Here is a 24,326-nt window from a genome sequence, read left to right as displayed (position 1 = left end):
ATGCAGCAGGTGCGAATAACCCACTTGTCTGAGGGGACAAAATCAGCTCTGGAGGAATCGTCTTCGTTGAAACTGGCAAAAGGGGTAGTACATATTTGGCTGACGTCTGTGCAAGCATGGGAACACAGGATGCAGGAGCTGGAAGGTGATCTGTCTGCCGAAGAACTCGATAAACGGGCGCGATTTCATTTCCACGCAGATAGGAAGCGCTATGTTGTCGCACATGGACTGCTGAGAAGGATGACTGGGCGGTACCAAGGGATTTCTCCTCGCGCGGTTCAATGGGAGTGCAATTCGAACGGGAAACCGTTTTTATGTGGACCGAGCAGTGATTCCGAAGCACTTTTTTTCAATCTGTCGCATTCGCATGAGCTTGTGGCGGTCGCTTTTTCACGCGTTCGCCTTCTCGGCGTTGACGTGGAGCATTTGCGACACATCCCGGAAATGGAACAGCTCATGAGCTACTTTCATCCTGTGGAGCGAGAGCAAATCTTGCGTTTATCTTCTAATGAGCGGCAACAGGCCTTTTTTGATTGCTGGACACGCAAGGAGGCTTTTGTCAAAGCGACTGGGGAGGGCCTGAGCCGTCCTCTCGATTCTTTTTTCATGGAAAAACAAGATGGCAGCTTCACGGTAAACGTAGATGGAGTCAGGAGCGGGGAGTGGAAAGTTTACGGGTTTACGCCTGTCAGAGGCTACGCGGGAGCAGTTGCAATCGGGACTGGAAGACCGTAAACCGGAGTGTTGAAACGAGAATCTTCTATTATACTGATAAACTTTATCGGGTTTAATGGAGTTATATAAGTGTGTAAGAATATGGAAATCTTACCGTGAGAAACGAAGAAATCGTGAGAAAACGGAAGAAAATCTACCCTATTTTTCCCAAATGTAGAAAAAACAGCTCACACATAAAATTGACAATGAGAATCACTATCAATATCTTGTTGTTAGACAAACAACATGATGCATACACCGACAAGGCAGTCTCTGCATGATCCGGCTTCGGGCGCCAAGAGTGACCCGAGTTACACAGGAGGAGGACGGAATGAAAGTAAGTACGGAGTGGTATGAGCAAGCTGCAATAGCTTATGAACAGCGTGGTTTTTGGGAGCCGCTGACAATTGGGCAGCAATTGCGCAAATGGGCGGAGCAGTACCAGAACAAAGAAGCGCTCGTGGAGGACGAGGAGAGACTCACTTATCGCGAGCTCGACAGCAAGGTGGATGCGCTTGCTTCCGGTTTTTATCACATGGGTATTCAAAAAGGCGACAATGTAGCCGTCCAGCTTCCCAATCGAATTTCTTTCATACTGACTTGCTTTGCCCTGTTTCGCATCGGCGCTGTGCCTATTCTCGTATTGCCTGCCCACAGAGAGGCTGAATTGGACGGGATTTTTGCACTCGCGAGGCCAGTTGCCTACATCATTCCAACAACGTTTCTCGGTTTTGATTACACAAAGATGGCAGAAGATTTAGTCAAAAGACATGCGTCGGTCAAATTCGTCATGACGGATGGGGATAGTCCGATCGGGAGGAGCTTGGCAGAGATAAGCGGACCGCCAATCGAGCTGGAAGCCCCTTCGTACAAAGACACTGCGTTATTGCTGTTGTCTGGCGGTACGACAGGGATACCCAAGCTGATTCCTAGAACCCACGCAGATTACGTCTACAATGCAAAAGCAACCGCAGCTCGTTGCCAACTGACAGAGCGAAGCGTCTATCTCGCAGTTCTGCCTATTGCCCATAATTTTCCTCTGTGCTGCCCAGGCATCTTAGGCACACTGTCCGTTGGCGGCAAGATCGTGCTATGTAAAACTACCAGCTGCGACGAAGCTTTTCCGCTGATTGAGAAAGAGCGTGTGACCATTACCGGTCTCGTGCCTTCGATCGTGCAAGTATGGCAGGAAGTGCTGGAATGGGATACAGAAAGCGACCTGTCGAGTCTGGAGGTTCTTCAGGTGGGAGGCTCCATGCTGGACGATAACCTCGCCAGCCGTATCACGCGAGAATGGAAATGCAAGCTCCAGCAAGTATTTGGAATGGCCGAGGGGCTCATCTGCTGCACATCACTGGATGATCCAGATTCGATCATTACCAGCTGCCAGGGCCGTCCGATTTCCGAAGGCGATGAAGTGCGAATCGTGGATGAGCATGGAAACGATGTCGCGCCAGGTGAATACGGAGAGCTGATTGTACGGGGACCGTATACGATTCGCGGCTACTACAGAGCGGAGGAACAAAACCGCGAGAGCTTTACACCCGATGGATTCTATCGCTCTGGGGACAAGGCAAGGATCACGCCAGAAGGAAATATTCAAATCGGTGGACGGATCAAAGAGCAAATCAACCGAGCGGGCGAAAAAATCATGCCGGCTGAAGTAGAGACGTACCTCCGCATGCACCCAGCAATTAAAGACGCGGCGCTGATCACACTTCCTGATCCTGTGTTGGGCGAGAAAAGCTGCGCATTTTTGATCACCGACGACGAAACGATCAGCTTGGCGGACGTCCATGCCTTCTTCCAAGAAAAAGGAGTGGCACGCTACAAAATGCCAGACCAAATCGAACGCATCGATTACTGGCCGCTGACCAGCGTCGGAAAAGTCAATAAAGCCAAGCTAAAAGAACTGGCGTTAGCGCCAAAGTCAGAGACGAAGCCAGCGCAAATCGCTTATCTGGAAGAGACGTTCGCTTTTGCGGGTGATGCGCATATGGCAGCGGCGCTGATTGCAGAGCGCAGCGGGTATGAAAACTACCTGCTCTATGAAAACGGAGATGAGCTGTCGCTAGGAATGGGGATTCATGCGCTTCTCTACGTGGATGGGGAGCAGACGACATTGACTTATCGCAACGAGACTCTTCGTTTCGACAACAACGAGCTCAGTGAGACGCTCGAAAAAGCAATGGCACAGGTACCGATTCAAAACTGGCGCGCTTATGGAACCGTCAACTTTGGCATGGCGCGTTATTATCAAGGCTTGCCGCTCATGCCTGAAGAGGATTGCCTGCTCAAGCTGTTTATTCCTGAGGTCGAGCTGCGCTTCAACAAAGGCGCGGTCCTATTGAGAGCCTTGCGTGAAGAGAAGCGGAGCGAATTCAGCCAATTGCTGCGCGAGCTTTCGATGAACACGCAACCCGAGCAACAGCTGACCCAAAGAGTGGACAAGCCAAAGCTGTCCGTCCCGCAAGCCGATACATACGACGCCGAAGCCTATATGCAAAACGTGGCCGAAGCTGTACGCGAGATTCAGGAATGCCAATACCACAAGGTCATCTTGTCACGAAAAATTCCGCTTGATCATGAGCTTGATTTGGTTGCGAGCTATATTGCTGGCAGACGAGTGAATACGCCGGCACGCTCTTTCCTCGTTAGCTTGGATGGTCTCGGTGCGGCTGGTTTTAGCCCGGAGACAGTAGTAGAAGTCGATAGCGACGGATGGGTAAGTACCTTCCCACTCGCAGGAACACGGGCAAAAGGCAGAAGTGAGGACGAGGCGAACAGGCTCAAAGAAGAGCTGCTGAATGACCCGAAGGAAATTGCCGAGCACGCTGTTTCTGTCAAGCTGGCATTCGAAGAGCTGAAAATCGTTTGCGACTCAACAAGTATCGTCTTGAACGATTTTATGTCAGTAGCTAGCCGAGGAACGGTTCAGCATATCGCTTCTCGCTTGAAAGGGAAACTGAAACAAGAATGCAATTCATGGGATGCCTTCCGCGCGTTGTTCCCAGCTGTTACCGCTTCGGGAATCCCGAAAAGAGAATCGATTGAAGCGATTGGCAGATTAGAGACTGTGCCACGAGGTCTGTACAGCGGGTGCGTCATGACTTTTGACAGTGACGGTGCCATGGATGCGGCGCTTGTGCTGCGAACGATTTACCAAAAGGAGAACCAAGCTTGGCTGCATGCCGGAGCTGGTGTCGTAGAAATGTCTTTGCCGTCCAGAGAACTGGAAGAAACGCGTGAAAAGCTGAGCAGCTTCTCCAGGCAGCTGATTGGAAAAGAATAGGGAGTTGCACGAGAGAGGAGGGAACGAGGATGTCCAAAATGCTCAATGACAGTCAGACCGCAAGTTCCACCGCTTCCTTGAGCTATGAGGAGATGAAGAGGCAAATACAGGCGTTGCTGCCCGCGCCTGTCGCGTTCTCCGATGATCAGAACCTGATCGAGCTGGGGCTGGATTCCTTGCAAATGATGAGGGTGGTCAACAAATGGCGCAAGGAAGGCGCAAAGGTTACTTTTGCCGAGCTGATCAGTGCTCCTACCTTGCGTGATTGGCAGGCGTTGATACAAAAAAGCAGCCCGTCTCTTCCAAGTGTGGACGAAAGGAAAGCAGATGTGGAAGTAGAGGTGAATGTGCCTTTTCCGCTCACGGATGTGCAATACGCTTACTGGATTGGGCGCCAGGATGATCAACCTCTCGGGGGAGTCGGGTGCCATGCGTACCTGGAAATCGATGGTGCGGGAGTGGAGCCGGAGCGATTGAAAACAGCGTGGGACAAGCTGCTGATGCACCATCCGATGCTTCGGGCCAGATTTTTGGAGGATGGACAGCAAGAGGTGATGAGTGCCCCGACGGCCACTGGAGTAGTGGTACATGATCTGCGGTCTTTTTCTGAGGACGAATTGGCACGGGATCTAGACCGTATACGGGATCGGCTGTCTCATCGGCGTCTGGCGGTGGAAGCGGGAGAAGTAGCCGGTTTGGAGTTGAGCTTGTTGCCAGAAGGCCGCACCCGCATCCATTTTGATCTGGATTTGCTGGTCGCTGACGTACAGAGTCTGCACATCGTATTGCGTGATTTGGCGGCAGCTTATGCACGAGGCAGTAAGCCTCTCGCCCCGACCAACTGGAGCTTTGCCCATTATCTCGGGCAAGAGGCACAACGTCGGGCACAGGACAGACAGGAAGCAGCCCGGTATTGGCAGGAGCGCCTTTCCACATTGCCGGGAGCGCCAGGGTTGCCACTGAAGGAAAAGCCGGAAATGATCAAGTCGCCTGTTTTTACGCGACGAACGCATTTCATGAAGCCAGCCGATTGGGCCCTTTTGCAAAAACGATCCGCAGCTCAGCAGGTCACACCAGCGATGGTGCTGTTAACGGCTTATGCAGAAGTACTGGACCGTTGGAGTACCCATTCGCAGTTTCTCATCAACATTCCACTGTTCGATCGCCAAACCGGAGAAGCTGGCATCGAAGACGTCGTTGCCGATTTTACCAATCTGCTACTGCTCGCAGTTGACATGCGTGAGCCATCCTCTTTCCTGGCGCGGGTGCGAGCAGTCCAATCACAGTTTCATCAGGATGTAGCACATGCGGCTTATTCCGGGGTTCAGCTGCAGCGCGATCTGGCTCGTGTCCGTCAGGGAGAGCGGGATTTTGCCCCTGTGGTGTTCGCGTGCAATTTGGGTACGCCGCTGATTAATGACGAGTGCCGCGACACATTGGGCAAGCTCTCTTACATGATTTCGCAAACGCCGCAAGTATGGCTCGATTTCCAGTCGTATGAAATGGACGGCGGGCTCCTGCTGGCGTGGGATGCAGTTGATCAGCTGTTTCCTGACGGGATGCTTGACCAAATGTTCGGCGCTTTTTGCCAGCTGATGGACTCCTTGGTGACCAAGGACAATGACTGGCAAGCCACATCTATGCTGCTTCCCGATTTGGAGCAGAAGAGGAACGATGAGGCTGTAGACGATTTACAATCGCAATCGAGTCAATGCTTGCACAGTGCCTTTTTTGCCTATGCAAGAAAGAATCCGCAGGAGCTGGCATTAATCGATAGTCATGCTTCCGCTACTTTTTCGTATGGCGAGTTAGCGACGTACGCGTTGCAGATTGCAGCGTATCTCCAAAAGCAAGGCGTTGAAGCAGGAGACCCAGTGGCAGTCAGCCTGCCGCGCGGAATCGATCAAGTCGCTGCGGTGCTTGGCATCGTGGCACGAGGAGCTTGCTACGTCCCTATTGGAATCGGGCAGCCATCTACAAGGCGTGAGCGCATTCATCAAAAAGCGGGAATTCGCTATGTGCTTACGAATACGGAGCAGGCACAGACGCTGGAGTGGCCAAAAGATGCTGTTGTTCTGTCGGTTACAGATGCGTTGAATGTCTCACCGCTGACTGAACCCGTGCCGATTTCTTTTGACAGTCTTGCCTACATCATCTTTACTTCTGGCTCCACGGGTGAACCAAAAGGGGTAGAAATCAACCATTCCGGAGCGTGGAACACCATTGCAGAAATAAACAGGCGCTACGGAATTGGGAAAACTGATCGGATTTTGGCAGTTTCCTCGCTTGATTTTGACCTGTCTGTCTATGACCTGTTCGGATTGCTCAGTGTAGGCGGCTCGATTGTACTGATAGGCGAAGACATGCGACGGGATGCGGCTTATTGGGCGAAACTGGTGGATCAGCATCAGGTGACGCTGTGGAACTCTGTGCCTGTGCTGCTCGATATGCTCTTAATTGCAACGGAGAGCGGACCGTACGAGAGCTTGCCGCTTCGCCTGACCATGCTTTCCGGGGACTGGATCGGCCTTGATTTACCGCAACGACTAAACCAGCTCGCACCGAACAGCCAGCTTGTGGCGATGGGGGGAGCGACAGAAGCGTCGATCTGGTCCAACTTTTTTGATGTGACGCTGCCCTTACCCGCTCATTGGACATCGATTCCGTACGGTCGACCGCTCCCGAATCAGGCTTATCGGGTTGTCGATGCGCATGGGCGTGATTGCCCTGACTGGGTAGAGGGAGAATTGTGGATCGGCGGAGCAGGTGTGGCAGTAGGCTATCGTGGTGATCCTGCACTAACCGCAGAGCGCTTTGTCAACTGGAACGGTTCGCGCTGGTATCGGACTGGTGATCTCGGGCGTTATTGGCCGGATGGAACCATTGAATTTCTCGGGCGCAAGGACTTCCAGGTGAAAATCAGGGGGCATCGCATCGAGCTGGGTGAAATCGAATCGGCCATGAAGCAGCATCCGGGGATTCGTGATGCGGTAGTGACAGCAGTAGGTGATCCGCGCGAGAACAGGCAGCTGGTTGGGTATGTGGTACCAGAACGAGAAAGCGAATCAGCGCTGTTTGATCTTATAGAGGCAGATCCGAAAAAGAGCGAAGAGCTGTGGGCAGATGTCATGGATACGAATCATGTGGAGACCTTGTCGGAGCATTTTGCAAGCATCGGACCAGAAGATTTCACCTCGTTTTGGGCGTACATGGAGCAACTTGCCGTTGGATTCATTTACCGCGCATTGGAGATGGCGGGAGTGAAATTTGAGCAACACGCCAACTTCTCCCTCGATGATTTGATGCAGAGCTGCGGAATTCAAGAGCGTTTTCGCGGGCTGGTCAGACAGTGGCTTCAAACATTGGAGGACGAAGGTTTTGTCCGTAAAGACAAATCAGATGTCTACAGCATCACGCAGGCAAGCCTGACTGAATGGCTGGAAAAGCGGGAGGTCCCGCAGGTATCACCCGCATGGGAATCGCATGCACAAGCCCTTTTGCGTTACTTGGAAAAAGTCAATGACGAGAGTGTTGCGCTTTTGCGTGGCGAGCTTGACCCGTTGGCCCATTTCTTCTCGGAGGAATTACGTCTGACCCCGAATGATTTAATGCAGACGCTCCCCGGCGCAAAGCATCGCGACAGCGCAGCGCTGGCGTTGGTCGAAAGACTGGTCCATCGTCTTGGCGAAAGGTCTGAATCACAACCGATACGTGTGCTGGAAATCGGGGCGAGGAGTCTAGCACTGACGGAATCATTGCTGGCTGTGCTCCCGGCAGATGCGACACATTTTACATGCACAGACACCTCGACTTTCTTTACGAATGCAGCAAAAGCGAGGTTCCGGGAGTACCCGTTTGTGCACTATCAGCTGCTGGATATTAATCAAAGTCCACTATCTCAAGGCTTTGAAGCACATCAGTTCGACGTTGTTATTGCCACTGATTCCCTGCATCGTGCGAAAAACATCGGGATGGCCCTTTCGCATGTACAAAGCCTTTTGGCTCCGGGAGGCATGCTGATTTTACTGGAGATGACCCGCAACAGCCGATTGCAGCAAATCAGCACAGCATATCTCGAAGATGGCTTTACCCATTTCGAAGATGAGCGGCGAAATGAACAGCTCCCCTTGCTATCGGTGGAAGCATGGCAGCGGGCCTTGCAGCAGCACGCCTTCGCACAAGTGGCAGCTTTCCCGGAACAAAACGATTTTGGTCAGCATGTACTGGTTGCGCAGGCGCCACTTCAAGCCAAGCGCTTCAACGCTGCACAACTATCTGGCTTCCTGAGTCAAAAGCTGCCTGATTACATGGTTCCGACTGCTTTTCTTTTGTTGAACGAACTGCCGCTTTCTGCAAACGGCAAGGTAGATCGACAAGCCCTGCCAACTCCTGACAGCCTGATGAAGGGCAAAGCAGAAAAAGCGTATACAGCTCCAACGACACCAATCGAAACAGCACTGGCGGCTATTTGGTGCCAGCTATTTGAAGTGGAAAGAGTAGGCGTCACAGACAACTACTTCGAGCTCGGCGGGGATTCGCTATTGGCGACGAGACTCAGTGCGATGGTTCGCAGCAAGCTGGAAGTAGAGCTGTCGTTAGGGCGTATTTTTGAAAAGCCGACGATTGCCGGACTTGCCCAGCATGTGCAGATGCTTCTGGAACAAAAAGGAACAACGTCAGACTTGCCAGCAATTGTACCAGCTCCACAAGACAGGCATCAGCCTTTCCCGCTAACGGATATCCAGCAAGCCTACTGGGTCGGGCGCAGTGGTGTTTACGCCTTGGGTCATGTCTCCACGCATTGCTATTTCGAAATCGAAGGGCAGCACTTGGACTTGGAGCGGATCAATCGAGCTTGGCAACGATTAATTGACCACCATGAAATGATGCGGGCCGTGATTTTGCCGGATGGCTGGCGTCAGCAGATTTTGGAGCAGGTTCCTGCTTACCGGATCGAGGTCGCTGATTTGCGGAACCAATCGGCTGAAAAAGCTGAGTCCGAGCTGCAAGCGATTCGGGAAGAAATGTCCCATCAGGTATTGTCTACGGATGTGTGGCCGTTGTTTGAGGTGCGCGCTTCTCGCTTTGGAGAGGATCGGGTACGCCTGCATATCAGCTTTGACAACCTGATTTTTGACGGATGGAGCATGTTTCACCTCTTGAGCGAGTGGACGAGGCTGTATCATGAGCCGGATGCGCCTTTGCCGCCACTGGAACTAAGCTTCCGCGATTATGTACTGGCGCAAGAAGCGCTCAAATCTACAGAGCTGTATCAACGCGATCTGGACTATTGGATGGCTCGACTGCCGGAGTTGCCGCCAGCACCACAGCTGCCTTTGGCGAAAAATCCTGACACGATTACCGAGCAGCGCTTCCATCGTTTGGAAGCCAGAATCAATCGCCAAGCGTGGCAGCGGCTGAAAAAGCGGACAGCAGAGGTCGGTTTGACGCCTTCCGGGATACTGCTGACCGCGTATGCGGAAACCCTCGGTGCATGGAGCAAGAGTTCGCGTTTTACGATCAACCTGACGCAATTTAATCGACTGCCTCTGCACGCGCAGGTAGGCGAAATCGTGGGGGACTTCACTACGCTGACCTTGCTGGCAGTCGAGTTGTCCGCTGGAGAGACAATTTTGGAACGAGGCAGGAATTTGCAGCAGCAGCTATGGCGTGATTTGGACCATCCTTATGTGGGCGGGGTTCAGGTCCAGCGGGAATTGGCGAAGCAAACAGGGGAGCACAACGGTGTGGCCATGCCGATTGTCTTTACGAGCGCATTGGGTGTGGAGCAGTGGAGTGGGTCTGACTCCGATGGAAAATGGCTGGGCAAGCTTGTTTACAACATTACGCAGACGCCGCAGGTATGGCTGGACCATCAAGTGGTTGAGCAAGACGGGGAACTGCTGTTGATCTGGGATGCCGTAGAGGGACTGTTTCCAGAAGGGCTCCTTGACGACATGTTTACGGCCTATTGCGAGCTGCTGCATCGACTGACAGAAGAGGATGCGGTATGGCAAGAGTTAGCACCGAGCCTAATTGCTGTCCCTCGACTGGAAGAAAGAATTGCCGCAAACGATACGGCTGCCCCTGTATCCACAGAAACACTCGTCGGACTATTTGACAAACAAGCTGCATGCCAAACGGATCGCCCTGCCGTGATCTCCACCCAGCGGACGTTGACCTATGGGGAGCTTGCCAATGCTGCTGACCAAATTGCAAAGTGGCTGCGTTCACAAGGAGTCCAGCCGAATACGTTGGTTGCTGTCGTGATGGAAAAAGGCTGGGAGCAGGTCGCAGCCACACTCGGGATTATGAAATCCGGGGCCGCTTATTTGCCGATCGATCCGCTGCACCCAGAGGAACGACGCTCTCAGCTTTTGCATGATGGACAAGTACAGTTCGTGCTGACGCAGTCTTGGCTCGATGAGCGATTGGGCTGGCCAGCGGATGTGGAGCGGCTGATCGTGGACCAGATGACGGCAAGGGATGAGGCAAGCATGGTGAACAGAGTGACACCAATTGCCGGGCAGCCGGAGGATTTGGCCTATGTCATCTATACATCCGGGTCAACGGGCCTGCCAAAAGGAGTCATGATCGACCATCGAGGCGCGGTCAACACGATTGAAGATATCAATCAACGATTTGCAGTGGGGGCGCAAGATCGGGTACTCGCTTTGTCCCATCTGAATTTCGATTTGTCGGTCTATGATATTTTCGGCATGCTTGCAGCGGGGGGAACGATCGTCATGCCGGATGCTGATAAAGCCAAAGACCCTGCACACTGGCTGGAGTGGCTGGAAGCTGAGCAGGTGACGGTGTGGAACACCGTTCCGGCGCTGATGCAGATGCTGATCGAATACGCCGTGGGGAGAAATCTTCACTTGCCACAGTCGCTGCGTCTCGTCTTGTTGAGCGGTGATTGGATTCCACTGGATTTGCCAGACAAGATCAAGTCGTTTTTCCCTCACGTTCAGGTGATCGGTTTGGGCGGCGCGACAGAGGCCTCAATCTGGTCAAACCTTTTCGCAATCGAAGAGATCGACCCTAGCTGGAAAAGCATTCCGTACGGCCGTCCAATGGTCAATCAGCGCTACCATGTGCTGAACGAATCGATGGGGGATTGCCCCGTTTGGGTGCCGGGACAGCTGTATATCAGTGGCATTGGGCTTGCCAAAGGCTACTGGAGAGATAAAAACAAGACGAATGAAAAATTCATCACGCATCCGCGGACAGGAGAGCGACTGTACCGCACAGGGGATTTGGGCCGTTACTTGCCAGATGGCACGCTGGAGTTCCTCGGTCGGGAAGATTTCCAGGTGAAAATCAGAGGGCATCGGATTGAGCTGGGCGAGATCGAGACGGCATTGAAGCGCCATGACGGACTCAAAGACGTTGTCGTGGCCGTGCCAGATGACGGTGCGGATGAAAAGCGCTTGGTCGGATATGTGGTGCTGGATCACGAAAAGGATTCCGCGTTATTCGAAACAGAGCAGGCCGCCCCCGCTGCAAGTGCTGCTCGTTGGCAGGCGATTAACAGCATGGGTTACGCGCAGGCCGATACCATTCCGGCGAGTGTCGATGTGGAAGCCGTCACGCAATTCCTGATGGAGGCTGATCGTGTAAGCACCGCCTACATGTGCCGCACGCTGGAGCATATGGGAATGTTCTCGCAAGTAGGAGAAAGCACTTCAATTGCGGAGCTCATGTATCGTTTTCAGATTCATCCCCGTTATCAGACCTTGCTTGCGCATTGGCTGGAAGTGCTGGCAGAAGAGGGCTTGCTGGAAAAACGCGCTGCGGATACGTACGTGAGTTTGCGTTCCTTGCGGGAAGGGGTGCCTGATGTTGCTCTGTCAGCTTCCTCGCTTCGTACGGAAGCAGCACGAGAGCTCGAAGCCGTTTTCCGCCGCGACTATCCGTTGTTTATTGGTCTGTTAACGGGTGAGCTCGATCCGTTGGAGCTCTTTTTAGCAGACGATGCCTTCTTAACACCTGCTGGCTTGAGCCGCTTTGATCTGACGCGGGAGTTTTACAGCAGTCTTGCCGGGGCGGTGTTCGGCAGTATCGTAAGCCACCATCCTTCTGACAAGACCCTGCGGGTGCTAGAGCTGGGCACGAGAGCAGGAAGCTTGACGCAAACGCTGGTGTCCACCTTGCCTGTAGAACGCAGTCGTTATGTATACGTCGACGAATCCTCCTTTTTTACCGACAGGGCAAAGAAGGAGTGGGGAGAGCAGGCTCCGATGGAGTACGGTCAGCTTGACATGAACATTGCTCCGCTTGCGCAAGGCTATGAACCGCATTCTTTTGACGTCATTGTTGCCGACAATACGCTGCATCGCTCTCGTGATATAGGGAAAACGCTGGCGTACTTGAAAGGGCTGCTCGCACCTGGAGGGCTTCTGTTCCTGGTCGAGTCCACTCGCAACAGCCGTCTGCTGCTGACCACTGTCGGCTTCTTCGAGGATGGGTTTAGCCATCTGGAGGATGAGCGCAAAGCCAATCATCTTCCTCTTCTTACGGTAGAGCAATGGCGAGCGGGCTTGGAAAAACAAGGCTTCACCAACGTCCTTGCCATTCCGGATAAAGCTCAGGTCGCAGAGGCGTTCGAGCGCCATCTGATTGTGGCCCAAGCACCGGAGACGGTTCGTTTGTTCCAGCCGGAAAAATTGTCCGAAGCCTTGCGAAACAGCTTGCCTGACTACATGGTGCCAAGCGAATATGTGCTGCTGGATGAACTGCCGCTATCCGCCAATGGAAAAGTAGATCGGAGGGCAATCACAAAGCTTGGCAAAAGAAAGGCAAGCATGCCGAAAAAGACGCATGTCGCGCCTTCAAACGAGCTCGAGGTCAAGCTAGCCAAGGTCTGGGAAGAGGTGCTTGGTGTAGCGGAAATCGGCATCCACGACAGCTTTTTTGCCCGGGGTGGAGACTCATTGCGCGCGATCCAATGCCTCAATCTTTTAAGTGAGAGATACCAGATTGATTTGTCTCTGCAAAGCTTGTTTGAAGCTTCTACGATCTGCACCCTTGCCGAGCTGATCACGACGAACTCACAGGCAACGGAAGATCCAGCGGATTTTGACGAGGGGACCATTTAAAAAAGAAAAACCGCAGATGAGTAGGTGGGCTGCGACTCAGTGGCAGGCGCAGCCCCGCCTTTTCTTGGAAGAAGAATGCGGGAGCAGGCCAGGAGGGAGAGAACATTGGGTATCAAAAAGATTGGCATTTTGGGAGCGACTGGCGTTGTAGGCCATGCAGCCTTTCAAACGATTTTGTCTAGGACGAACTATCCGATTTTGCTTGGCGGCAGAAATCCCGAGAAGCTACGTGAGCTTTTAACTGGGACGGACGGCAGGCTGGAATGCCAGCAGGTGGATGTATGCAACGAGGAGGAGTTGCATGACTTTTGCGGCCGAGTCGATCTCGTCATCAATTGTGCAGGGCCATCCAAGCAAATCGTTGATAAAGTTGCTGTCGCATGCCTCAAACATGAGGTTCATTACGTAGATGTATCCGGAGATGAGCATCTGTATCGACAATTGCTCACGCGAAAGCAGGAAATCGAGGAAAAGGGACTGCTGTTTATCATCTCTGCTGGCGTTTACCCTGGGCTGTCGGAAGTCTTCCCCGCTTACGTCGCTGAAAATGATTTGGACGAAATCGATTTGCTCGAAGTGTTTTTTGCAGGACAGGGCGGGTTTTCACTCAATGCGGCCTATGACATCGTCTGCAGCATTGAAGAAGATACCGGATGGGGTATGTCTTACTTCAAGCAAGGCGAGGTCAAAAAAATAGACGGACCGTTCCATCGCAACTACACGCTGCCGCATCCCGCTGGCAAACGCGACACGTATCCGGTAGTGACCAAGGAATTCGGCCTCATGTCCAAGCAGCATAAAATCGAATCCGCCTATTTTTACAACAGCTATCAAAGCAATGCCATCCTGAATCAATTTGTGATGATCAAGGCTTTGCAGCAATACAAGACCGAGGAACAAAAAAGGGTGTCAGCCAAGCTGCTGCTGGAACAGTTTGAGGAGAAGAAGCCGGGTGTGAAAGATTTTACGATGTTCCACCTGCATGCGACCGGAGGCCGTGACGGCAAAAAAGTGCGCGTTCTCTCCACTCTTCTGTACCCGGGCGACTGGAATCGGATATCTGGCATCATCGCGGCCACGGTGGCCCACTTGATCGCGGACGATCAGAACAGCAAAACAGGCTGCTTTTTCGTGGCGGAGGGCGTATCGGTGACAGGCTTGATTGATGCGCTTCGCGAGCAGCAGGTCGAACTCATGCATTCCATCATGGAAATGAAGGAGGGGTGACGTATGAACAAGAACCGTAAGTTGCGTACCGTGGTATGCGGTTCCCGCTTTGGACAGTTCTATTTGGAAGCGGTAAAGGCATTACCTGAGCAGTTTGAATTGGTAGGGCTCTTGGCAAAAGGAAGTGAACGCTCGCGTCAATGCGCCGAGCGAAATGGCATCCCGCTGTACACCGATGTCAATCAATTACCGGCTGACATTGATCTGGCTTGCGTTGTATTGCGTTCCACCGTGATGGGCGGCAATGGAACAGAGCTGTCGATCCAATTGCTTGCCAAGGGCATTCACGTCATTTCGGAAGAGCCGATCCACCATAAAGATTTGGCCTTGTGCCTTAAGCATGCCAAGCAGAACGGTGTTCATTTTATGACGGGCGATCTCTACGTACATTTGCCTGCTGTCCGCCGCTTTATTGCTTGCGCTCGTACGATGCTGGCTGTGCAGCCTGCCCTGTACATCGAGGCTGCTTGCGCTACACAGGTGTCCTTCCCGCTCATGCACATTTTGCAGGAAGCTCTCCCTTCTATTCGTCCGTGGAAAATCAGTCATGTCATCAAGGATGAGGGGCCGTTTCAAGTGTTGATCGGGCAGCTGGGCAAAATTCCGATTACGCTGCGAGCCCACAATGAAGTCGATCCGGATGATCCAGACAACCATCTGCACTTGCTGCATCGCGTGACGATTGGTGTAGCTGGCGGGAGCTTGTCGCTTACAGACACGCATGGTCCCGTCGTGTGGCAGCCGCGTCTGCACGTACCGGATCTTCCCGACATTCACGGGGAGCTGACAGTGTCTCCACCCGCACACATGCTGGAAAACAGCACACACATACTGGGACCGCAGGAGACGCCGACCTATCGGGATATTCTTACGAAGCAGTGGCCGCAAGCCATCGGACGCGATTTACTCATCATGCGAGATAGGATCATGGGGCAGGTTGACAAAGCTGCGATAGAAACACGCGCGCAGCAGGAGCTATTGTGCTCACGACAGTGGCAAGAATGGACGCAGGCATTGGGATATCCCGTGCTGCGCTCGCATGGCAGCCATGAGCCGTTGTCGTTGGCGTCTCTCGAACAAGCAGCCTGGAGCATTCCGGATGACGAATTCCACAACACTGCATTACCCAATGATCCGACTTTGGCGGAAAACAACGATGTCTTTGCATGCACGGCGTCAGCCGAGAGCGAGTTAAAAGGGATCGATGCCGTGCAGGTAAATACGTGCATTGAGCGTCTGGATGCAGCAGCGGTGGCCTCCATGCTGCTGGCATTGCAATCTCAAGGAGGCCTGACAGCGGGACAACATTCCTATACGGTGTCAGACATTTTCACTGCTGCAAACGTAGCAGAACGACATCAGCCAGTCATCAAGCGCTGGCTGCACATCTTAACGGATCGTGGCTACCTGAACGTTGTTGCTGGCGAGTATCAATGCGGCATTCAGATGACGCGAGAGGAAGTAGAGCGACGGTGGGATTTAGCCAAAAACGCTTGGAATGGCAAACTGGGCTCACCACTCGTCATGGACTATCTCAAGGACAATGCGGATCGGCTGCCACAGCTGATGGATGATACCCAGCAAGCTGCTTTGCTGCTATTTCCTGAGGGGCGCATGCACGTTGCCAATGCGCTTTATCGGGACACCCTTGTGGCGCGGTATTTGAACAAGTCGGTCGCAGAAGCAGTAGCGCGGATCGCGTCTACGACCAACTCGCTTCGTATCCTGGAGGTAGGCGCCGGGACGGGAGCGACTAGTGATGTGGTCGTGGACCGCCTGAAGGCGGCTGTTTCCAAAGGATTGCATGTGGAGTATGTGTACACGGATGTGTCCCACTTTTTCTTATCCTCTGCGCGTGAACGATACGAAGCTTGCCCATGGATGAAATATCAGGTGGTTGATATCGACAAAGACTTGTTTGCCCAAGGCCTCACAGAAGGCAGCTTCGATATCGTGATTGCCGCAGGGATGTTGAACAACGCGCGGGACACGGATGAAGTCATCCAAAGGCTGTTGAAGACCCTTGCTCCAGGAGGCTGGATGATTATTACCGAGCCGACTCGAGAATTCGTAGAAATGCTCATCTCCCAAGCTTTCATGATGACTCCCCCCGTAGATGACAGGAAAAATACGCAATCGACCTTCATGACTGTCCAGCAGTGGCTCGATGTGTTTCAGCGGGCAGGCGTCAAGGAGCTTGCGGTCTTGCCTGAGGAGTCTCACCCATTGGCACCACTTGGACAAAAGCTGTTCCTCATCAAGAACAACATCGATGCTGGCGTACGTCAGCAGCTTTCCCCAAACGAAAACGAAATGGCCAAGCTCATTTAAATAGGAGAGTGTGCATATGCCCCAAAACCTCAAGACGAATAGCGTCGAGCTCGTGATGCGCCTACGCAGAGATGGAATCTTTCTATGGGAGGAAAATGGGAGCCTGCGTTACAGAGCCCCAAGAGGAACACTTGCAGCCGATGATTTACAGGCGTTAAAAGAACAGAAAGCAGACATTCTCGCTCTTTTGCGAGCCGAATCCCAACCGGTGACGGTGGTACCCGATCCAGCAGCGCGATTTGAGCCTTTTCCCCTGACAGATGTGCAGTCTGCCTATTTGCTTGGACGGTATGAGCTGTTTGGCTATGGTGGCGTGGCGTGCCATATCTACATGGAGCTGGACTATCCCGAGCTTGATCCGAAGCGGGCGGAGGATGCGTGGAACCTACTCATTGCAAGACATGACATGCTGCGCGCAACCATTGATCAGAACGGTCAGCAGCGCATTCTGGAGAAGGTTCCGCATTTGACGATTACCTATACGGATACGAGTCAAATGGATGAGCAAGAGGCAGGTAAAAGGCTCGAAGACATACGCGAAACGATGGGACATCGTGTGTATGATACAGCCAAATGGCCGCTGTTTGATATCGGTTTGACGAAAACGAGCGACAGGGCCGTGCTCCATGTATCGATGGAATTTCTCATCGCGGATTGGGCGAGTATTTGGCTCTTGCTGGGTGAGTTTGAGGCCCTCTACAAAGAACCCGGAAAAACATTGCCTGAATTGCCGATTACGTTTCGTGATTACGTCTTCGCCGAACGCAGCCTAAGAGAGACTACGGCTTATGGCAGAGACAAAGCGTACTGGCAGCAACGGATCGATGCACTGCCACCGGCTCCGGATTTGCCACTGGCGAGACAGCAGACCCAAAATGGAGACGCACGCTTTCGCCGTCGCTTCATTCGCTTACATAACACTTCTTGGGAGGCCTTCAAAAAGCGTGCCCAGCAGCGAGGGTTAACGCCAACCTCCGCCGTGATGACTGCCTTTGCGGCTGTGATTGAGCGTTGGAGTCGAAATCATGCGTTTTGCCTGAATTTGACGTTATTGAACAGACAGCCGCTGCATGAGCGAGTCCATGAGATTGTAGGGGATTTCACATCCGTCAATTTGCTTGCGGTTGATTGGGGATTGGAGCGTTCTTTTCAGGGGCGGGCGAAAACCATTCAAAAGCAGTTGTTTGAAGATTTGGATCATCGTTTATTTTCCGGCGTGGAGGTCATGCGCGAGCTAGCGCGCAGGCGCGGGCGTGAAGCCGCTCTGATGCCAATCGTATTTACGAGCGCGATTGGGTTAGTGGAGCCAGCGGAGGGCGGTCAGCTACAGGGCAAAATTGCTGGGCATGGAATCAGTCAAACGCCGCAGGTTTTCATCGATTGCCAAGCCATGGACAGCTCGGCAGGCTTACAGGTGAACTGGGATGTGCGGGAGGGCGTATTCCCAGAGCATGTCGTTGACGACATGTTTGATACTTTTGCAAAATTACTGCAATCTTTGGCGGACAGCGAGCAAGTGTGGGAGGGAGCTGACGAAATTGCGTTGCCAGACTGGCAGTGGGAAGAGCGTCAGCAGGTGAATGCAACCACCGCAGCTTTACCAGAATACGCCTTGTATCAGCCAATCGTAACGCAAGCAATGACGACGCCAGATCGTCCGGCTGTAATTGACAGGGAAGGACAGCTTTCTTATGCAGAACTGGTGAAACGAGCTGCCGCAGTAGCAGGGAAGCTGAAAGACCTGGGCTGCCGCGAGCAAGATCGTGTTGCTATCGTGATGGAAAAAGGCGCGCATCAAGTCACAGCCGTACTCGGTGCATTGTTTGCTGGGGCCGTCTATGTGCCCATTGATCCAAAGCAACCCGAGATGCGCCGACAGGCCATGATGGAACAGGCGGACATCCGATATGCTTTGACGGTATCTGACAACCTGCTGCAATGGTTTGACTCCATTCAAACCATTGCAGTGGATCAAGTAACCCCGCAGCATGAACCATTGATACTGCCTGACCTAAACCCGGATTTGCCTGCGTACATCATCTATACGTCTGGCTCCACGGGACAGCCCAAAGGGGTCGTCATCAGCCACCGTGCAGCAGCAAATACGATCGAGGACATGCTTCGTCGTTTTGCGATCACGGAAAATGACCGTGTACTTGGCCTTGCCCAGCTGAGCTTTGATTTATCTGTCTACGATATTTTTGCCACGCTCTCTGTTGGTGGTGCGGTCGTGTATCCTTATCCGGACCGTCAAACGGACCCTTCCCATTGGAGTGAGCTGATAGCAGAGCATCAAATCACCGTGTGGAATTCCGTGCCGGCCCTGATGCAGATGCTGGTCACGTATTTGGATTCCACGCCAACGGTGAAGGTAGACAGCCTGCGACTGACCTTGCTTTCCGGTGACTGGATTCCGTTGACGCTGCCTGATCGGATGCAAAAGCATATGCCTTCTGCACAGATCGTCAGTCTCGGCGGCGCCACGGAAGCATCGATCTGGTCGAACTACCATCTGTACAAAGGACTGGAAGCAGACTGGAACAGTATTCCGTATGGCCGCCCCCTCGCCAATCAAGGCTTCCGCGTCCTCGATTCCCAGATGCGCGATTGCCCGGTGTGGGTGATCGGGGATCTGTATATAACCGGAGCTGGCTTGGCGGAGGGCTATGTGGGAGATCAACGGCTCACGGAGGAAAGGTTCTTCTCTCACCCTGTCGATGGAGAGAGACTGTACCGAACCGGTGATTTGGGCCGCTACACACCGGGGGGAGAAATCGAGTTTATCGGTCGCGAAGACAATCAGGTCAAAATCAGAGGGCATCGGATTGAGCTCGGTGAAATTGAATCGGCCCTGCTCAAACACCCTGCTGTCGCCGCAGCTGGTGTCGTGCTGGATGGAGCGAGTGACGAGCCTGTTTTGCTAGGGATTGTGGAAAGCGCCCGCAAGATGGATCGGGACCTTGAAGCAGAAAGAGCAGAATTCGCGAGGCTCGTAAAAGGGATCTCTGAAGAAACGGGCATCGAGGTCAATCAGCGCATCGTCATGCTTTTGCAACAGATTGCCCGACACCATACGAGCAAGCCTCTACGGGTATTGCAAGTAGGCGCAGGGAACGGTGTGCTGACAGAGCATGTCTCGCAAGCATTGGAAGGCTATGATGCAGAGTATGTGAGCATAGAAACAGTAGAAGAAGAGTATCGGGCGCAAGGACTGGCACCGAACTCGTTCGACGTGGTGTTCGCTGCGGGAGCGACAGATAGCGCCGACATGAACAAGCTGAAAGAACTGACTTGCCCAGGCGGGTGGCTTATTCTTGCCAAGTGGACAGAGGCGTCATGGATAAGTGAGTGGCAGAAGGAAGAAGACGGTCTTGTGTTTGTGCTGCAAGAGGAGGGAGAGAATCAACTGCTCGCTCATCGAGTGAAGCTGGACAGGGTGAAGGTCAGTGCCGCAGAGCTGGAAAAATTCCTTTCCTTACACCTGCCTGCCTATATGCTGCCTGCCCACCTGCAAGTCGTAGATGCGCTGCCGCTAACCGGAAATGGAAAAATAGATCGCCGCGAGCTGGCAAAATGGGGCCCTGCATCGTCATTCGGACAAAGTGCTGCTATAGACGCTACAGATGGGGCTGAATTTGACCCGTTGGAAGCGCAGCTTGCGCACGTCTGGGCAGAAGCATTGGGGGTATCGAGAATCGGCCGAACACAAAGCTTCTATGAGTACGGAGCAGATTCTCTCATCATGGCACAGGTAGCCGGAAAGCTGCGCGACAAGCTGGCAGAGGACCCGACGCACGCTGCCATCCCGTTTGATGTCTTGCTCCGACAAATGCTCAACTTCCCGACCGTGGAAGCACTGGCTGGCTTCATACATTTGCGCAATCAGGAGATGCAGCACAGTGAGGAAACCGCGTTGCCGAAAAAACGCAACAAGTCGAGCAATGCCGTGCTGATTCCATATGGCGGTGATGAATCTGGGCCCCTGCGGGTTGTGTTCCATGCCGTTTTGGGGACGATGGACAGTTTTCGTCCATTGATTGAACAGCTCAAAGCCCAGCAGACAGGAAGCATCGTCGGGATCGCCATTGACGATAGCGAGCGTTATTGCGCACTAGAACCGTCTGAGCTGATAGAAACCGTGGCTGATGATTATACCGAATGCTTGATCGACATCTTGCGTGAAGGTGAGCAAAGACCTGTACAGCTCATCGGCTATTCCTTGGGCGGATTGATTGCCATTGAAGTGGCGAGAAGACTCGGGGAGCAGGGCGTCCCTATTCTGGACCTGGTCTTAATCGACATTCCTCCGATTCTGACAGAAGTGAATGACGATCTCTTGATTGAGGCACTTTTCGTTCCGAACCTAAACATCACGCTGGAACAGGCTGATTTTGGAAAAGTGGATGAGCACGATTTCGCACGGGCGATTTTGCAGCTTGTAGAAAAATACGGAGATTGCATCCCGCAAGGCTCAGCGTGCACCATCGGCGGAGACGCCGGGCTAGACCAGGTAGGAGAGATGTTCCGCAAATTATCCGCGTTTGACAGAAGAGAACGCTTTACTGCTTATGTCCATGCGCTGGGCAAAACCTCAGGGGAACAGATGCCAGTGGAAATGGCAGAGGGCTTGTGCAAAGTGTTTGGGCAGAGCTTTAAAGCAGCTCGCTATACTCCTTTGCCATATATGGGAGACATTCGCTTCCTGCTGGCTCGCGAGCCGTTTCAATTTTTGCCAAGCACGAGTGAAGAGACCATCGCTTTTTGGCAAGATATATGCATTGGAGAACTGGAAGTGACGGAAATCGCTGGAAACCATTACAGCTGCATGGTAGGAGAGAATGCAGTCAAGCTGGCGGAGCTGTTGGCAGTACCACTCGGCACCAAATAACCAAATAACTTCTTGGTTAATAAGTAAGACAGCGGCAAGACAAGGACGACAAAATAACGTCCTTTCTGCCGCTGTTCTTTTTCCTTACCGCAAGAATCACTCCTGCAAAATAGAAACCGTCGTTTGTTCAGCACGTATTACTACAGGGAAGTCCAGCCCTAACAGAGCGAGGTGTCGTACATTGGCAATAGAGATATCGACAGTAAGTACTTCAAAAGGGAAAATCCAATATCATTGGAGCGGAAACGGCAAACCCAATATCGTCCTCATTAACGGTGGTTCAGGACCCATAGAAGGCTGGATGAAAATACTACCGGATCTTTCAGAGACGTCATCTGTATTTTCCTATAATCGTCTTGGTGTTTCGGGTAGTGATAAGCCTCAAGAACCCCAAGATGGATGCACGATTGTAGAAACGTTGCGGGAGGCATTAAAGACAGTAGGCTTTGAACCCCCATTTTTGCTAGTCGGACATTCATTAGGGGGATTATATGCAAATTTATATGCCCGGGTTTACCCCAACGAAGTAGCTGGCGTCGTCTTTTTAGAATCGAGCCATCCGAAAGATATCGATCTTGAAAAATATCAAGGTAAGGTTGTCAAAGCCATCAACAAAATGCTCTCCATGTTTGATTCGTTGTCTCCCCATAAACAATTCAATGAAGTTCATTTTGTCAAAAAAACAGTGGAACAAATCCATGCAATCGATTCTTTTCCCGACATCCCTGTTTATGTGATTACAGGTGGAAAAGAAAATCGCATGATGCCAGAAGAAGTACGCAAAAAACGAATCGAGCATCAATTGGAACTGCTTTCATTGTCAGGCAACAGCAAACATATCCTCGCTGAAAAAAGTGGACATTTTCCCCAATTTACCGAGCCCGAAGTCGTCTTTGATACGATCAAAGACTGTGTCGAACAAATACAACAGAAAACGTTGTAGCCCGCCTGCCAAGCCGTACTCTGCTGCTAAAGCTACGCCTGGCAATTTTAAAAGTTATGGCCAACACTCCATTAGCGGCTGCTATTTAACTCCGCCGATACTTTATTCACCAGCTGATCCGCTTGGCGCGTCGTTTCAGGCAAACGATATTTGGGAGAGAGCTTGGTGATCCATGCGCATGCAGTCGGCAAAGAAATTCCATGCCCAATCGAGACGAATATCGGCTTGATATTCGGGTGTGTCCGCAAGACTCCACCGATGATTTCCCCTTGATCGATCAAAGGGGAATACGCACCTCTTTCCTGTTCGGGTTCTTCGTAATCACCTAGCAGTCTCGTTTTTCCACAGCCAATGGTAGGAATGTCAAACAAGATGCCCAAATGACTGGCTAGTCCGAATCTTCGCGGATGGGCGATTCCTTGCCCGTCGCAGACGACGAGCTGCGGTGTTGTTTTGAGCTCCTTGAATGCACGTACCAGTGGAGGCAGCTCTCGAAAAGAGAACAAGCCGGGAATATACGGAAATTCGACGGTGTCTTGAATGACGACAGACTCGACGACTTGCAGGGAAGTGGCGTCGAGGATCACGACACCAGCGACTAACAAATCAGACTCGGCATGATAGGCGACATCTACACCGGCGACGAAGCTTACGTCCGTTAGTTGATCTACTTTTTTCACTTGCTGGGCTAGTTGTCGCTGCAGGTTGATGGCCTCTTGCTCATCAATGTTCCAAGGATGTTGGATAATCGGCTCCATCTGCTTACCTCCGGATGATAGAAGATTTGTTCATTATATCCAATGGATGTGCTATGCTCCAAGTCATAGGAACAATCCTAAAGAAAATACGTTGACTTCTCGGATGAAAAGCACTATTTTGTAACCGACCGAATCATCATGTTCGAGATTAGCTAGGAGGGCTCGTCGTGAAAATCGCAGTAGTAGGAAGCATCAATATGGATCTCGTAACCCATGTACATCATTTGCCCAAAGCAGGAGAAACGATTACAAGCCATCACTTCGAGCTGATTCCGGGTGGAAAGGGAGCGAATCAGGCAGTAGCGGCTTCTCGCCTGGGTGCGCATGTCTCCATGATCGGAATGGTAGGAGAAGATGAGAACGGCCGGGTTATGCTCAAGGGGCTAACGGATGCGCACGTTCACATAGAGGGGATCAAATGCTCGGGTACGACAGGCATGGCTTTTATCAATGTAAGTGATGATGGGGAAAATAACATCGTGCTCGTTCCAGGTGCGAATGCGCTCGTTAGCTCCGAGCACATTGCAGACCATCTGGCTATTTTAAAGGACAGCGACGTCGTATTGCTCCAACTGGAAATCCCGATGCCTGTCGTGGAATATACAGTCAAAGAGGCGGCTCGACTCGGCAAGCTGGTCATTTTAAATCCGGCACCTGCACGCGAGCTATCCAGTGAGCTATTAACCCATGTACATACCTTAACCCCAAATGAAACAGAGCTTTCTATTCTCACAGGAATGCCTGTATCCACGATAGACGAAGTGCATGCCGCAGCCAAAAAGCTTTTGTCTAGTGGACCAAAACGCGTCATCGTGACGTTGGGAGAAAAGGGCGCTCTCTTAGTAACCGCTGATGAAGCGACCCATATCCCGGCTTTCCGCGTAGAGCCGGTGGATACAACTGCGGCAGGCGATTCCTTTACAGCTGCTTTTGCGGTTGGGATTACACAAGGAATGACAGAAACGGAAGCGGCCACTTTCGCAAGCAAAGTAGCAGCGATTGTCGTTACTAGGAACGGAGCTCAACCATCCCTGCCTACTTTCGATGAAGTGCAAGCATACTCTTTTTAATG

At 52.3% G+C, this 24,326-nt stretch carries 9 protein-coding genes; 8 read left to right on the top strand and 1 reads right to left on the bottom strand.

All coding sequences use genetic code 11. The features are described from left to right. The 7 genes from C7R91_RS05675 to C7R91_RS05645 all read left to right on the top strand — a co-directional run bounded on the left by C7R91_RS05675 (window position 1) and on the right by C7R91_RS05645 (window position 22,496). Window positions 1-735 carry a 4'-phosphopantetheinyl transferase family protein gene (locus C7R91_RS05675; RefSeq protein ID WP_047071508.1) on the top strand — a complete coding sequence of 245 codons (735 nt, stop codon included), beginning with the start codon at window positions 1-3 and terminating at the stop codon, window positions 733-735. Between the two features lie 310 nt (window positions 736-1,045). Further along, the gene (locus C7R91_RS05670) at window positions 1,046-4,006 is read left to right on the top strand and encodes a salicylate synthase (RefSeq protein ID WP_047071509.1); all 2,961 of its coding nucleotides are present in this window, start codon (window positions 1,046-1,048) and stop codon (window positions 4,004-4,006) included. 29 nt (window positions 4,007-4,035) lie between these two features. After that, a complete protein-coding gene (locus C7R91_RS05665; protein ID WP_047071511.1) occupies window positions 4,036-13,107 on the top strand; it encodes a non-ribosomal peptide synthetase in 9,072 nt (3,023 codons plus the stop codon). A gap of 105 nt (window positions 13,108-13,212) precedes the next feature. Next, window positions 13,213-14,334: a saccharopine dehydrogenase family protein gene (locus tag C7R91_RS05660; protein ID WP_106786173.1), complete on the top strand. Its 1,122-nt coding sequence runs from the start codon at window positions 13,213-13,215 to the stop codon at window positions 14,332-14,334. Between the two features lie 3 nt (window positions 14,335-14,337). Beyond that, entirely contained in the window at window positions 14,338-16,665 is a 2,328-nt protein-coding gene (locus C7R91_RS05655; protein ID WP_047071512.1) for a bifunctional Gfo/Idh/MocA family oxidoreductase/class I SAM-dependent methyltransferase, read from the top strand. A gap of 16 nt (window positions 16,666-16,681) precedes the next feature. Continuing rightward, window positions 16,682-21,553: a non-ribosomal peptide synthetase gene (locus tag C7R91_RS05650; RefSeq protein ID WP_047071514.1), complete on the top strand. Its 4,872-nt coding sequence runs from the start codon at window positions 16,682-16,684 to the stop codon at window positions 21,551-21,553. A 181-nt stretch (window positions 21,554-21,734) separates the two neighbouring features. Further along, window positions 21,735-22,496, top strand: a complete 762-nt coding sequence (locus C7R91_RS05645) for an alpha/beta fold hydrolase (protein WP_047071516.1) — start codon at window positions 21,735-21,737, stop codon at window positions 22,494-22,496. Window positions 22,497-22,567: 71 nt separating this feature from the next. Here the strand turns inward: C7R91_RS05645 and nfi are convergent, their stop codons facing one another. Then, window positions 22,568-23,254 carry a deoxyribonuclease V gene (gene nfi, locus C7R91_RS05640; protein WP_047071518.1) on the bottom strand — a complete coding sequence of 229 codons (687 nt, stop codon included), beginning with the start codon at window positions 23,252-23,254 and terminating at the stop codon, window positions 22,568-22,570. A gap of 167 nt (window positions 23,255-23,421) precedes the next feature. Here nfi and rbsK point away from each other — a divergent pair, with 167 nt between their 5' ends. Next, entirely contained in the window at window positions 23,422-24,324 is a 903-nt protein-coding gene (rbsK, locus tag C7R91_RS05635) for a ribokinase (RefSeq protein ID WP_047071520.1), read from the top strand. Window positions 24,325-24,326 lie beyond the last annotated feature (2 nt).

The sequence above is a fragment of the Brevibacillus formosus genome (assembly GCF_003013405.1).
Classification (GTDB): domain Bacteria; phylum Bacillota; class Bacilli; order Brevibacillales; family Brevibacillaceae; genus Brevibacillus; species Brevibacillus formosus.
Note: the sequence above shows the minus strand (reverse complement) of the source record. Positions and strands in the feature narration are given on the sequence as shown.

Excerpts from the sequence above, each read along its gene's own strand:
- C7R91_RS05670 (WP_047071509.1), top strand. The coding sequence starts at position 1,046 with ATGAAAGTAAGTACGGAGTGGTATGAGCAAGCTGCAATAGCTTATGAA.
- nfi (WP_047071518.1), bottom strand. The coding sequence starts at position 23,254 with ATGGAGCCGATTATCCAACATCCTTGGAACATTGATGAGCAAGAGGCC.
- C7R91_RS05665 (WP_047071511.1), top strand. The coding sequence starts at position 4,036 with ATGTCCAAAATGCTCAATGACAGTCAGACCGCAAGTTCCACCGCTTCC.
- C7R91_RS05675 (WP_047071508.1), top strand. The coding sequence starts at position 1 with ATGCAGCAGGTGCGAATAACCCACTTGTCTGAGGGGACAAAATCAGCT.
- C7R91_RS05655 (WP_047071512.1), top strand. The coding sequence starts at position 14,338 with ATGAACAAGAACCGTAAGTTGCGTACCGTGGTATGCGGTTCCCGCTTT.
- C7R91_RS05650 (WP_047071514.1), top strand. The coding sequence starts at position 16,682 with ATGCCCCAAAACCTCAAGACGAATAGCGTCGAGCTCGTGATGCGCCTA.